Source organism: Glutamicibacter uratoxydans (genome assembly GCF_006539925.1).
Classification (GTDB): Bacteria; Actinomycetota; Actinomycetes; order Actinomycetales; family Micrococcaceae; genus Glutamicibacter; species Glutamicibacter uratoxydans.
The window spans coordinates 1-12,605 of record NZ_BJNY01000034.1 but is presented as its reverse complement, the minus strand read 5'-3'; the positions used below and the strand labels follow the sequence as shown (position 1 = coordinate 12,605).

8 protein-coding genes, 1 tRNA gene, 1 other RNA gene and 1 pseudogene are annotated in these 12,605 nt (G+C 62.9%); 10 read left to right on the top strand and 1 reads right to left on the bottom strand.

Translation table 11 applies throughout. The features are described from left to right. Position 1 precedes the first annotated feature (1 nt). A tRNA-Ser gene (locus AUR04nite_RS17455) sits at positions 2 to 89 on the bottom strand. Between the two features lie 187 nt (positions 90 to 276). Here AUR04nite_RS17455 and AUR04nite_RS17450 point away from each other — a divergent pair. From AUR04nite_RS17450 to AUR04nite_RS17405, 10 genes and pseudogenes are all read left to right on the top strand, one after another. Continuing rightward, positions 277 to 1,815: an HNH endonuclease signature motif containing protein gene (locus AUR04nite_RS17450; protein ID WP_170184269.1), complete on the top strand. Its 1,539-nt coding sequence runs from the start codon at positions 277 to 279 to the stop codon at positions 1,813 to 1,815. Positions 1,816 to 1,924: 109 nt separating this feature from the next. Then, positions 1,925 to 2,021: signal recognition particle sRNA small type (gene ffs / locus AUR04nite_RS17445), an RNA gene on the top strand. A 26-nt stretch (positions 2,022 to 2,047) separates the two neighbouring features. Then, complete coding sequence (gluQRS, locus tag AUR04nite_RS17440) at positions 2,048 to 2,968, top strand: tRNA glutamyl-Q(34) synthetase GluQRS (RefSeq protein WP_141367528.1); 921 nt, start codon at positions 2,048 to 2,050, stop codon at positions 2,966 to 2,968. 9 nt (positions 2,969 to 2,977) lie between these two features. Next, positions 2,978 to 6,655 carry a DNA polymerase III subunit gamma and tau gene (locus AUR04nite_RS17435; protein WP_141367526.1) on the top strand — a complete coding sequence of 1,226 codons (3,678 nt, stop codon included), beginning with the start codon at positions 2,978 to 2,980 and terminating at the stop codon, positions 6,653 to 6,655. 108 nt (positions 6,656 to 6,763) lie between these two features. Continuing rightward, a pseudogene (recR, locus tag AUR04nite_RS17430) lies at positions 6,764 to 7,354 on the top strand (recombination mediator RecR); the annotation flags it as partial. Between the two features lie 347 nt (positions 7,355 to 7,701). Beyond that, complete coding sequence (locus AUR04nite_RS17425; RefSeq protein ID WP_246055592.1) at positions 7,702 to 9,372, top strand: DHA2 family efflux MFS transporter permease subunit; 1,671 nt, start codon at positions 7,702 to 7,704, stop codon at positions 9,370 to 9,372. An 8-nt stretch (positions 9,373 to 9,380) separates the two neighbouring features. Continuing rightward, a complete protein-coding gene (locus tag AUR04nite_RS17420; RefSeq protein WP_141367522.1) occupies positions 9,381 to 9,851 on the top strand; it encodes a MarR family winged helix-turn-helix transcriptional regulator in 471 nt (156 codons plus the stop codon). Between the two features lie 100 nt (positions 9,852 to 9,951). After that, complete coding sequence (locus AUR04nite_RS17415; protein ID WP_141367520.1) at positions 9,952 to 10,503, top strand: hypothetical protein; 552 nt, start codon at positions 9,952 to 9,954, stop codon at positions 10,501 to 10,503. Between the two features lie 28 nt (positions 10,504 to 10,531). Further along, a complete protein-coding gene (locus AUR04nite_RS17410; RefSeq protein WP_141367518.1) occupies positions 10,532 to 11,095 on the top strand; it encodes a hypothetical protein in 564 nt (187 codons plus the stop codon). Between the two features lie 174 nt (positions 11,096 to 11,269). Beyond that, positions 11,270 to 12,556: an aspartate kinase gene (locus AUR04nite_RS17405; RefSeq protein WP_141367516.1), complete on the top strand. Its 1,287-nt coding sequence runs from the start codon at positions 11,270 to 11,272 to the stop codon at positions 12,554 to 12,556. The last annotated feature ends 49 nt before the right edge of the window (positions 12,557 to 12,605 follow it).

Sequence of the window (12,605 nt, the reverse complement as noted above, 5' to 3'; positions counted from 1 at the left end):
TTGGCGGAGGATAGGGGATTTGAACCCCTGAGGGCGTGAACCCAACACGCGTTCCAGGCGTGCGCCATAGGCCGCTAGGCGAATCCTCCTCAGTGTGCTCCGTGGAGCAGGATCCAGCATATCGAAATTTTCACTGAAGCACGAATCGAGCGGAAATATCTGCCGCTACCTCGGCTTCACATGAAATAAACCCCGTATTTACGCGGATAAATGAAGTTTTCCCCAATGCGCACCACACTTCACCACCCTCCCGCCGGTGGCACAAATACTGGAATCATGAGCAAAAGAGAGGTATTTCACAATGGCGACGCGTCGCGACGCCTTCCAATGTATCCGCCGGGTCTCAGAAAGAACTACGGCGCCAACGGAGTGTGGGACGGAGAATTAGACCAAAACAAGTTCTTCAATCAGTTCGCTGTGGCAGCCCTAGATCTCTACAACTCGTCTCCCCTCTCTACTGTCAAGGACGGGTTGGAACGGCTCAAAAGCATCGGACGACTGCGCAGCATGCTTGATGCTGCAGAAGCCAGCGTCATGGCAGACAGCTTTGAAATCTTTGTCCGAGACGCAACGAGCAAAGGAACCCAAGAGGCGCTGATCGACCAACCCGATGACCAGGACGCTCACTTGTCGGCCCACTACTATGGCGTCGATTTAACTGATGACGCGACCATCAGGTCTTCCTTTGTTGCAGAAGCATCCGTCGCGCTGCGGGATACTGCCAGTAGGGTGTATGCAAAGCTTTTCACCGCCGAGGGTCTTCGGAATATCTGCACCAACACCCTAGATGCATTGAGCAATGGAGACATCACCACCAGAACGGCCAGAGAGATCGTCAAGCAATCCCAGGACCTGGATCCGGCGGACATCAAGCAGATGGAGCATGTACTGCTGCCCCTGGCTCGAACAGCTACCGATTCTGCAGTCTCGCAGCGCGCTCGGCGGATGCGCGAGCGCCTTCACCCGAAGCCTATTGAAGAACGCCATAAGAAGGCACGCGAGGCCCGTGCAATTACCTGGTGGAAAGAAGACAACGGAATGGCCGTCCTGCAGGCCTATCTGCCCGCGGAAGACGTCATCAGCATCGTCAATACGGTCAACTGGTTCGCGGCGCATGAGGAAGTGGACGAAGACGACCAGCGCAGCGAACGGCAAAGGCGCGCAGATCTGCTGCGAGATGTCATCCTCGACGGATGGCCTGAATCGCCGGGCACCGTACTGAAGTCAAGGGTCGCGGTGACTATTCCTGCAGTAGAAATGCTGGCGAATCCAAAGCGAGGGCTCGCCGAACTTGAAGGATATGGTCCCATCCCCATAGAAGTTGCTTTGAAAATCGCCAAAGACGCCCCTTCGTTCCTCAAGGTTCTCACCGATCCATGGACCGGAGCAGCCATTGATGTTGCCAAGGAGAAGTACCGCCCGAGTAAGGCGCTGAGAGACCTGCTTCGATGGCGCGATATCCAATGCAGGTTCCCCGGCTGCAATAAGTTGGCGGAAGAATCAGAAACAGACCACATCGACGGCTGGGCCAAAGGCGGGCATACTTCCCGCGCCAATACGCAGCTGCTGTGCAAACGGCATCAACTGTTCAAACATGCCCTTGGCTGGGAAGTCATCTACAAGCCAGATGGTTCGGTGCAGTGGCGCACCCCGAATGGAATGGTCTGCCTTGAGGTGCCGGGCAGTGTGTCGAACGTTGAGAATTTCGACTTTGCCCGGGATCAGACCCCAACCCTGCCAATTGTGGAAATGACAGTCAGGCTCCGGCATGTACTTGGCTGGCACGACGACGAACCGGAAGCCCAAGCCAGCTGAGCAGAAAAATTGTTCAACTTCGGTGCCTGCCAACAGTGCAAGGCAAGCCATGAGAGCAACAGCACTCTCCCCGATTTTTATCCACACCCCATCCTCGGGTAGTATTTTTGGTGACCCCTCGTGTGGTGTCATCCTGTTGAACTCCCCCAGGACCGGAAGGTAGCAAGGGTAGATGGGCTCTGACAGGTGCATGAGGGGTCTTTACTTTTCCAGCAAGTCGAATGGAGTCCACGTGGGCGCTGGCCGTTTCGCCCCTAGCCCTTCAGGGCCGCTCCACATTGGCAATCTGCGCACAGCAATCCTGGCTTGGCTCTTCGCCCGATCCACCGGCAGAGACTTCTATCTGAGAATCGAAGACCTCGACCGTGTCCGCGCCGGCGCGGAAGCCGTACAGCTCGACGAACTTGAGCAACTGGGACTGGACTTTGACGGCGGACTCATTCGCCAGTCAGACCGCTTGCCTGTCTACCTGGAAATTGCCAACGAACTCAAAGCCCGCGGGCTGGTCTACGAATGCTTCTGCTCGCGCAAGGACATTGCCGAAGCCGCCAGCGCACCACATGCCGCCCCGGGCGCCTACCCCGGAACCTGCAGGAACCTCAGCGACGAACAGCGGGCTCAGAAATCCCTTGAACGCCCGGCCGCACTGCGTCTGCGCGCTGAAGTGAACGAATTTTCTGTTCACGATGAACTTTTCGGCAGCTACACCGGCATGGTTGACGACTTTGTGCTGATCCGAAATGACGGTGCCCCCGCCTACAACCTGGCGGTAGTCGTCGATGACGCGGCCAGCGGCATCGACCAGGTGGTGCGCGGAGACGACCTGCTCTCTTCTGCCCCGCGCCAGGCCTATCTTGCCCAGCTGCTCGGCTATGAAATTCCCAGCTACGCCCATGTTCCGCTGGCGCTGAACGAGAAGGGCCAGCGGCTGGCCAAAAGGGACGGAGCGGTGACGCTCGAAGAGATCACCGAACAAGGTGTGCATCCCGCCGAAGTGCGCTCATTTTTGCTAGAGTCATTGGGCTTGCCCGGTGAGAATCTGCAGGCGGCCCTGAAGGCGTTCAACCCGTCGTCGCTGCCGCGTGAACCCTGGGTTGTGAAGCCCGAGAACATTGTCCAACAGCTGATGCCTCCGGCATCGAACAACCGATAGGGAACCGGTGTGAGTACAGCGCTTTACCGCAGATATCGTCCCGATACCTTCGCCGACGTCATCGGGCAGGAGCATGTCACCGCTCCGCTGATGACCGCATTGGAGAAGAACCGGGTCAACCATGCGTACCTGTTCTCCGGTCCCCGCGGCTGCGGCAAGACCACCTCTGCCCGAATCCTTGCGCGCTGCCTGAACTGCGAGCAGGGGCCGACCCCGGTTCCCTGCGGCACCTGCCCGAGCTGTATTGAGCTTGCCAACGGCGGCCCCGGCTCGCTGGATGTCATCGAGATCGACGCCGCCAGCCACGGCGGTGTGGACGATGCCCGCGACCTGCGCGAGCGTGCTACCTTTGCTCCTACCCGCGACCGCTACAAGATCTTCATCATCGATGAGGCCCACATGGTCACCCCAGCAGGCTTCAATGCGCTGCTGAAGATCGTTGAAGAGCCGCCGGCGCACATCAAGTTCATTTTCGCGACCACCGAGCCTGACAAGGTCATCGGCACTATCCGCTCGCGAACCCACCACTACCCATTCCGCCTGGTGCCGCCCGAGGCGCTGCTGGCGTACCTGGAAGAACTGTGCCAGCGCGAGAACGTATCGGTTCACGACGGCGTGCTGCCGCTGGTGATCCGCGCCGGCGGCGGTTCGGTGCGCGACACCCTGTCGGTGCTGGACCAGCTGATTGCCGGTGCACGCGAAGGCGTGCTCGACTACGAAACCGCCATCGCGCTGCTGGGCTACACCCACTCCACGCTGCTGGACGAGGTGGTGCTGTCGCTGCACGAATCGGATGGCGCAGGGCTGTTCGCCGCGATCGACAGGATCATCCAAACCGGCTTGGATCCGCGCCGCTTCGTCGAGGACCTGCTCGAACGCTTCCGCGATCTGGTGATCGCCAAGGCAGTGCCGGAAGGACTGGAAAAGATCCTGCGCGGCGTTCCCGGCGACCAGCTTGAGGCGCTGCACCTGCAGGCGGGCCTCGCCGGAGCCGGAGAGCTCTCGCGCTGGGCCGACGTCACCAACCAGGCGCTGACCGATATGACCGGTGCTACGTCGCCGCGCCTGCACCTTGAACTTTTGGGGGCTCGATTGATGCTGCCCGGATCGCAGAATTCGGACAGCTCCTTCGCCGCGCGCCTGGACCGGCTGGAGCGCCACGCCATGACCGGCGGCGCGCTGCCAGAGCTGGAAGACGGATCTGCTGGCGACGCTGCACCATCAATGGGCTCCGCGCCGAATCCTGGCGCAGCACGCCAGGGCGCCGCCGCAGTTCGGCAGGCCCTGGCCGCAGCCAAGGCACGGCGTGACGGCGAACCAGCTCCGGCAGTCCAGCCCGAAGCCACTCCCGAGCAGCCGGCTCAGCAGCACCAAGCACAGCAGCCAGCCCCGGCTCCTGAACAGCCTGTTGAACAGCCGCATGCCGCTGCACCGGTCCAGGACGCAGCACCAACAGAACCTGCCTCGGCCCCTGCGCCAGCAGCCGAGCCGGAGGACCCCAACGCCCCACTGGATCCCGACGCCGCAACGTCCTTGAACACCGGTGCGGATGCAGACTGGGGAGCCACGTGGGGACCCAAGGAAGACTCGCACCCGGTGACCACCCAGATCCAGCCTGGTCCGAGCATTCCGGCGAACCGTCCCGAGGGCGTCGCCCCGTTCAGCCTGGTGCCGGATCCTGCCAGCGGCGAGGACCTGTCATTTGGCACGGGCGTTTCAATTGACGACGTGAAGCAAAACCCTGCCATGGCAGAGTTCGCCAAGCGTGCTGCCGAGAATCGTGCCCAGCAGCAGGCAGCTCAGGCGGCACAGCAGCAGGCGGCTGCTCAGAACCAGCCGCCGGCCCCGGCTCAGCCAGCCCAGAACCAGCCGCAGCACTCTGGCCACCAGGCCCAGGCGCTGCAAGAAGCCGCACAGCGCGCGGCCCAGGAACAGGCCCAGCGTGAGCTAGCCGAACGCGAAGCAGCCCAGCGCGCAGAACAGCAGCGCGCCCAAGAGCAGGCTCAGCGCCAGCAGGCCGAACGCGAGGCGGCTCAGCGTGCGGCGCAGGAACAGGCTCAACGCGAAGCCGCCCAGCGTCAGCAAGCCGAACAGGAAGCTGCGCAGCGAGCACAGCAGGAAGCCGCACAGCGCGCTGCCCAGGATCAGGCCCAGCGCGAACTGGCAGAACGTGAAGCAGCCCAGCGCGCCGAACAACAGCGCGCTCAGGAGGAACAGGCTCAGCGCGAAGCTGCCCAGCGCCAGCAGGCTGAACGCGAGGCCCAGGAACGCGCCGCGCGTGAGCAGGCACAGCGCAGCCAGCAGCCGGCGCAGCAGCAGCCGTCAGCACCTGCACAGGGCGGTTCCCCGGTGGCCCGCTTCCAGCAGGCATGGCCTGCCTTGCTCAACCAACTGCAGTCCAATTCGAAGGTGCTGCACTCCATGGTGGCGAACTTCGGCTCCGTGGCAGGCTTCGACGGCCGCACCGTCACCCTGGCCTTCAGCAGCCCCGGAGTGCTGGTCAACCTGCGCAACCGCCCGGACATGATGCAGATCCTTACCGGACTGCTCTCCCAGGTCGCCGGCTCCCCTGTGGAAGTGGTTCTCACCGAAGGCGGTTCAAACACCCCAGGCGGTGGTTCCCCAAAAGGTGAGCGCCGGCCGATCCCGGCGCCAACCCCAGCACCGACCAAGTTCATCAAGGCACCGAACGCTGGGGTAGCTTCGCGCGCCCAAACCCAGCGTCCCGCGCCGGCCGCTGAGCCAGCTCCAGCGGCTCCAGCGGCTCCAGCGGCTCCAGCGGCTCCAGCGGCTCCAGCGGCAGACTACGGCTATGCCGGCGATTTCGACGACGTACCGCCGCCGTTGGATGACCCGTACTTCGACGAGCCGCCGTTCCCGGACGACGGCTACGGAGCTGATCCCTACGCGCAGCCTGCGGCGGCTCCGGCCCAGCCGGCTGCCCAGGCTCAGGCTCCTGCGCAAGCCCAAGCTCCAGCACCGGCTGCGCCGGCAGAACCTGCCCCGCGCAGCAGTGCTCCGCGCAGCTTTGACGGCCCGCCGGTTGCGCCACGCCCGCGCATGACTGCAGGGCTGAGCGCCAAGCAGAACGAGGGGTCCTCCTTCAACATCGCCCGTCCGGTGTCGTCCACTCCCCTGCATCCTGGCAGCACCACCGATTCCTTTGAGTCGCTGGCCGCCGCTAGGGAGCCGGCCACTGAACCAGCCTCGCCGCAGGCTCCTGCGCCATCGGCACCGGCTGCACCAGCTGCGCCGGTCGCGCCGCGGCCGCAGTTCGCCGCTTCGCAGCAGCAGGCCCAACAGCCTGTCCAGCCTCCCGCCGGCCAGCCTTCGGCTCCAGCCAGGGAGACCGCTCCGTCCTGGGGCGCAGTAGAGAAGCCTGCAGCGCAGGCCCCTGCCGCACCGCAGGCTTCCGGGCGCATGAGCCGCTACCAGCAGCTGATGAACCAGGCCAAGGACTCGGCCCCGAGTCCGGCGCCGGTGCAGTCGGCCAGCGGATGGGGCGGCGCGCCGACCCCGCCGCCGGTGGTGGAAGACCCGGCAGAATTCGTCCCGAGCGAGGACGACATCGAGGTGGAAGATTCAACGCTCATCGGCGTCCCCGCTGTCGAGCGCCTGCTGGGCGGCATGGTCATCGAACAGCGCGATGTGAACGGCAATGTCGTGGAGCTCAAGCGCAGCCTGTGATCCTGCACCCTGCAGTTCAAACTGTCTGGGTGAGACACTAGTGTGTACGTTGGCGGCAAATGCCGTGGACCAAGCAATAACGAACCCGAATGATGAAAGTGGGCGCACGTGTACGAAGGTGCTGTACAGGAACTGATCGACGAGCTCGGTCGGCTGCCTGGCATCGGCCCCAAGTCGGCCCAGCGCATCGCCTTTCACATTCTGGATGCCGATGCGGAGGACATGACCCGGCTGGCCGCCGCCATCCAGCAGGTCAAGGCCAAGGTAAAGTTCTGCGAGATCTGCTTCAACATCTCGGAGCAGGACACCTGCGCGATCTGCCGCGATGAACGGCGCGACGGCTCCACGATCTGCATCGTCGAGGAGTCAAAGGATGTGCTGGCCATCGAGCGCACCCGCGCCTTCTCCGGCCGCTACCATGTGCTGGGCGGGTCGATTAATCCGCTGGCGGGCATCGGGCCCGAACAGCTGCACATCCGCGAATTGGTCACCCGGCTGGCCGATGAATCGATCACCGAGCTGATCCTGGCCACCGACCCGAACCTGGAGGGCGAGGCCACCGCGGTGTACCTGGTGCGCGCGCTGTCTCCGCTGGGCATCAAGATCACCCGACTGGCTTCCGGTCTTCCTGTGGGCGGCGACCTGGAATACGCCGACGAGGTCACCCTGGCCCGCGCCTTCGAGGGGCGCCGGGTTGCCGGGCGCGCCCAACAGCCTTCGGCTCCGACCCTCGCGGCACCCGCTGAACCTGTTGAAGTCAAGATCGCGCCGGCCAAGGATGAGGCTTCCCGCGAGCCGGCCCAGCAGAACGTCTTTGCGCCCTCGCGCCCAGTGGTCCCGGAAATGGACGACCATCGCAGCACCCGCTGACTTTCACTGGTCTGCCGCAGCTGATCCCGTCCGGTCCCCGGACGGGATCACTCGTTTAAGCACAGGTTATTCCCCGTATTGCGCGGTGTGGAGCAAAACACACATAGTTGATGATAGTCAACCAATAGTTTATAGTTGACATCAATCAACCTTATTTTTCTTCTTTGGGAGTCTCAATGACCGCAACCGCACCGGTCTCGCAGCCCAAGATGAGCCACGCCCAGATCATGCAGGCACTGACCGGCCTGCTGATGGGCATGTTTGTCTCGATTCTTGCCGGCACCGTCGTATCCAGTTCCCTGCCGGTGATCGTTTCCGATCTCAGGGGCGGGCAAACCGCATTCACCTGGGTCGTGACAGCTACCCTGCTGGCCACCACCATCTCCACCCCGATCTGGGGCAAGCTGGCAGACATCGGCAACCGCAAGCTGCTGCTGCAGATCTCGCTTGCCATGTTCGTGCTCGCCTCGGCCGCGGCCGGATTCTCGCAGGACACCAGCTTCCTGATCACCATGCGCGTCATCCAGGGCCTGGCAGGCGGCGGCATGGGCGCACTGAGCCAGATCGTCATGGCCGACATCCTCTCGCCGCGCGAACGCGGCAAGTACATGGGCCTATTCGGTGCGGTCATGGCGGTAGGAACCGTCGGCGGCCCGCTGATCGGCGGCTTCATCACCGACACGATCAACTGGCGGTGGAACTTCTTCGTTGCGCTGCCTTTCGCGGTCATCGCCATTTGGCTGATCCAGCGCACCCTGCACCTGCCTGCCGTGGCCAAGCGCAAGGTCAAGATCGACTACCTGGGCATCATGCTGCTTTCCTCCGGCGTTGCACTGCTGCTGATCTGGATGTCGCTGGGCGGCACCCAGTTCGAGTGGAACTCCACCACCAGCTACCTGATGGCGGCCGGTTCGGTGCTGCTGCTGGTCCTGTTCGTGGTCACCGAGCTGAAGGCCGCAGACCCGCTGCTGAACCTCGACCTGTTCAAGAACCGCACCTTCACCTTCGCAGTCATCGCCTCGCTGTCGGTCGGCCTGTCGATGTTCGGCACTTCGGTCTTCCTGAGCCAGTACATGATCATGGCCCGCGGAGCCACCGCCACCCAGGCGGGCCTGATGACCTTCCCGATGATGGCCGGCCTGCTGGTCATCTCCACCGTTGCCGGTGCGCTGATCACCCGCTACGGCAAGTGGAAGGCGTTCGTCGTCGTCGGCTCGGTGCTGCAGGTCATCGGTCTGTTCCTCCTGGGGACCATTCACTACGATACGAACTTCGTGCTGGTGGGCGCGTACATGTTCATCCTCGGCGCCGGCGTCGGCTTGGTCATGCAGAACATGGTGCTGGTGGTCCAGAACTCGGTTCCCGTCTCCGAATTGGGCGTCGCCTCTTCTGCGGTGAACTTCTTCCGCACCTTGGGCGGCACCGCTGGCACGGCGGGCCTCGGCGCCCTGCTGGCGATCAACATCCCGAATATGATCGCAGACAAGCAGAGCGAGATCGCAAGCGCCATGGCCCAGCTGGGCGACAAGGCGGCGGCGGTTTCCGCACAGCTGTCCTCCGGCTCGCTGCCGAACCTTGCCACGCTGCCCGAACCGATCCGCGTGATCTTTGAATCGGTCTACGGCGACGGCGTGGCCTCGCTGTTCGCCTTCGCCGCACCGCTGGCAGTGATCACCGTGGTCGCCGTCTGCCTGATCCCGAACCAGCAGCTGCGCACCCAGACCGCTGTGGAACGCCACGCGGACGGCGAAGGCCAGGAAGCCCCCGCCGCCGAACCAGAGCAGGAGCCGCGCGAGCCTCAGGCGCCACAGGCGCCGAAGCACAACAACCCACACGCCGGAGCCTAGGGGAAGCAATGGAAACCGCCGAGCGCACGACGCCGATTCCCGAACGCAGCGCACTGTACGACGCGACCGAAGAGCAGATGTTCGCGCTGATCCAGATCGTGGCCCGTTCCAAGCGGGAAGTAGCTTCCCAGTTGGAGCACCTGATGACCCCGGCCGCGCTGCCGGTGCTGGGGATCATCATGCGCACCAAGCGCATCACGCAGTCGGAAATCTGCGACAAGCTGTTGATGGACAAGGCAGCGCTGTCCCGGATGGTGACCAAGCTCGAGGAATTGGGCTTGGTCACCCGGGAGGTCGATGAACAGGACCGGCGGGTATCGCACCTACTGCCCACCGAGTTGTCGGTTCAGCGGTGGAAGGAATGGCTGCAGGATTGGCGCCGCGACCTGCGCGACAGACTCGAAGGCTGGAACGACGAAGACCTCTCGGCTTTGATTTCCCTGCTGGGAAGGCTGAACGAGGATATGCAGGTTTCCTGATTCTGCAACACGCTGCGGCCGCGGCGGCCGGACTACCCTGGCCGCCGCGGCCGCAGTTTGATCCCAGCCGTTCCGGGCCCGGGCCGGGTATCCTGCACCTATGGCTACTAAAAGCAGCAACACCGGGGCAATCGCTCAAGCCACCGGCAAGTCATGGGAAGCATGGTCCGCCGATCTTAGCGCGGCGGATGCCCAGAAGCTCACCCACAAGGAAATCGCCCAACTGGCCGAAACCCTAATGAGCGCCGAAGTGTCCAACACCGGCTGGTGGGCGCAGTCGGTGGCCGTCGCTTTCGAGCAGGAAATCGGGCGCCGGCTGCCCGGCCAAGGCCAAGATGGCACCTTCCAGGGCTCGACCACCGCCACCCTTCACACGGACATCGACGGCGCCTTGGAACGCTGGGTCCAGGCAACCAGGGACCTGAGCGACTTCAACGGGCAGCATATGACCGACGGCCCGAATATCAGTTCTTCGCAGCGCTGGCGCTACTGGCGCGCCGCATTCAGCGACGGTTCCAAGGTTCATGTGGATATCGGCGCCAAGGGCGAGAAAACCACTATTTCGGTGAACATCACCAAGGCACACAGCGCCGAGGCCGTATCAGGCTGGAAAAGCTTCTGGCGGCAGGTCCTGGCGCAGGCCAAGAACTAGCGCCGGCGCCTGGCTCTACACTGGCACTATGCCAACACTGAAGGAAACTACTCGGGAAATTGCCGACGCCACCGGCAGGCCATGGGCCGATTGGGTCGAGCTGCTGCACCAGGCGGATGCGACAAACCTGCATCACAACGAGCTCCCTTCATTGGCCCAGACGCTCATGCCAGCACAAACCGCGGATCCCGGCATCTGGGCCTCGCGCATCGCCTCCGCTTTCGAGCTGGATGCCGCCCGGCGGCGTCCGGGACGGGCAATCGATGGCACTTTCCAGGGCTTTGTCAGCGCAGTTCTCGATTCTGATCTGGATGCATCGCTGCAGCGGTGGCAAGACCTCATGCGCCGGCAGGAGTCGTTCAACAGCCGCCGGATGATCAGCACGCCCGTTGTTTCTTCCTCGCGGCGCTGGCGCTACTGGTCTGCTGATTTCTCAGACGCCACCGAGACTCAGGTAGACATAGGCCTCAGAGGGAGAAAATTGACGATTGCAGTAAATATTACTAAGGCTCAATCGATGGATGCGGTGTCGGAATGGAAGAACTTTTGGCGGCAAATTTTGACTCAGTTTGCTGACCAGGATGCGCTTTAGCACACACCTGCGGGGACTGGCTAGGCAATATGACCAATCGTTAACGTCACAAGTAGGTCATGAATGCGCGAAGCTGTCACAATATTGATCTAGCAGGTATCTCGCACGCCTATTTCTGCCGATTTTGCGGCAGTCCGTGCGGGTTGCAACTTTCAACTGGTGGAGGCAGTGCCCATGGGCCTAATTGTGCAAAAATTTGGCGGTTCGTCCGTATCTGATGCCGAGGGCATCAAGCGCGTTGCGCGCCGAATTATTGACACCAAGAACCAGGGCCACGACGTGGTCGTGGTGGTTTCCGCCATGGGCGACACCACCGACGATCTGCTGGATCTTGCAGGCCAGCTCACCGATGATGCGCCGGCCCGCGAAATGGACATGCTGCTCTCCGCAGGCGAGCGCATCTCGATGTCCCTGCTGGCTATGGCCATCAACAAGTTCGGCGAGCGCGCCGCATCCTTCACCGGTTCCCAGGCTGGCCTGATCACCGACTCCACCCATGGCAAGGCGCGCATCATGGAGGTCTCCCCTCAGCGGGTGCGCCGCGCCATCGACCGCGGCTTCATCGCCATCGTCGCCGGCTTCCAGGGCATGAGCAAGGAATCCCAGAACATCACCACCATGGGCCGCGGCGGATCGGATACCACCGCGGTGGCGCTGGCCGCAGCCCTGGGCGCAGATGTCTGCGAGATCTACACCGACGTGGACGGCGTCTACACCGCAGACCCGCGCGTGGTGCCTTCGGCGACCAAGATCGATGAAATCTCCAGCGAAGAAATGCTGGAAATGGCGGCCAGCGGATCCAAGATCCTGCACCTGCGCTGCGTGGAATACGCCCGCCGCTTCGGCGTGCCGCTGCACGTGCGCTCGTCCTTCAGCCAGCACGAGGGCACTTGGGTGCTCCCGGACCCCAATGACAAGATCAAGATTCAAGAGGGAGAACCCTTGGAACAGCCAATCATCTCAGGTGTTGCCCACGACCATTCCGAGGCCAAGGTCACGGTCATCGGCGTTCCGGATATCCCGGGCAAGGCGGCTCAGATCTTCGGAGTGATCGCCGCAGCCCAGGCGAATATCGACATGATCGTGCAGAACATCTCAACACATGGCTCGGGCAAGACCGACATCTCCTTCACCCTGCCGATGACCGAGACCAAGCATGTACTGGAAGCTCTGGAAACCGCCCGTGCAGAGATCGGCTTTGAAGAGATTGAGCACAATGACGAGGTCGGCAAGCTGTCGCTGATCGGCGCCGGCATGCGTTCGAACCCTGGCGTCTCCTTCACCTTCTTCGAGGCCCTGCACCAGGCGGGCGTGAATGTGGACATGATCTCCACCTCGGAGATCCGCATTTCGGTGGTCACCGACGCCGACAAGCTCAACGACGCAGTGCGCGCCATCCACACCGCGTTCGACCTGGACACCGAAGTGGAAGCCACCGTCTACGGCGGAACCGGGCGCTAGTCCATCAGTTTTCCAAGAACCGCGGGCGGCCAGCAATGCTGGCCGCCCG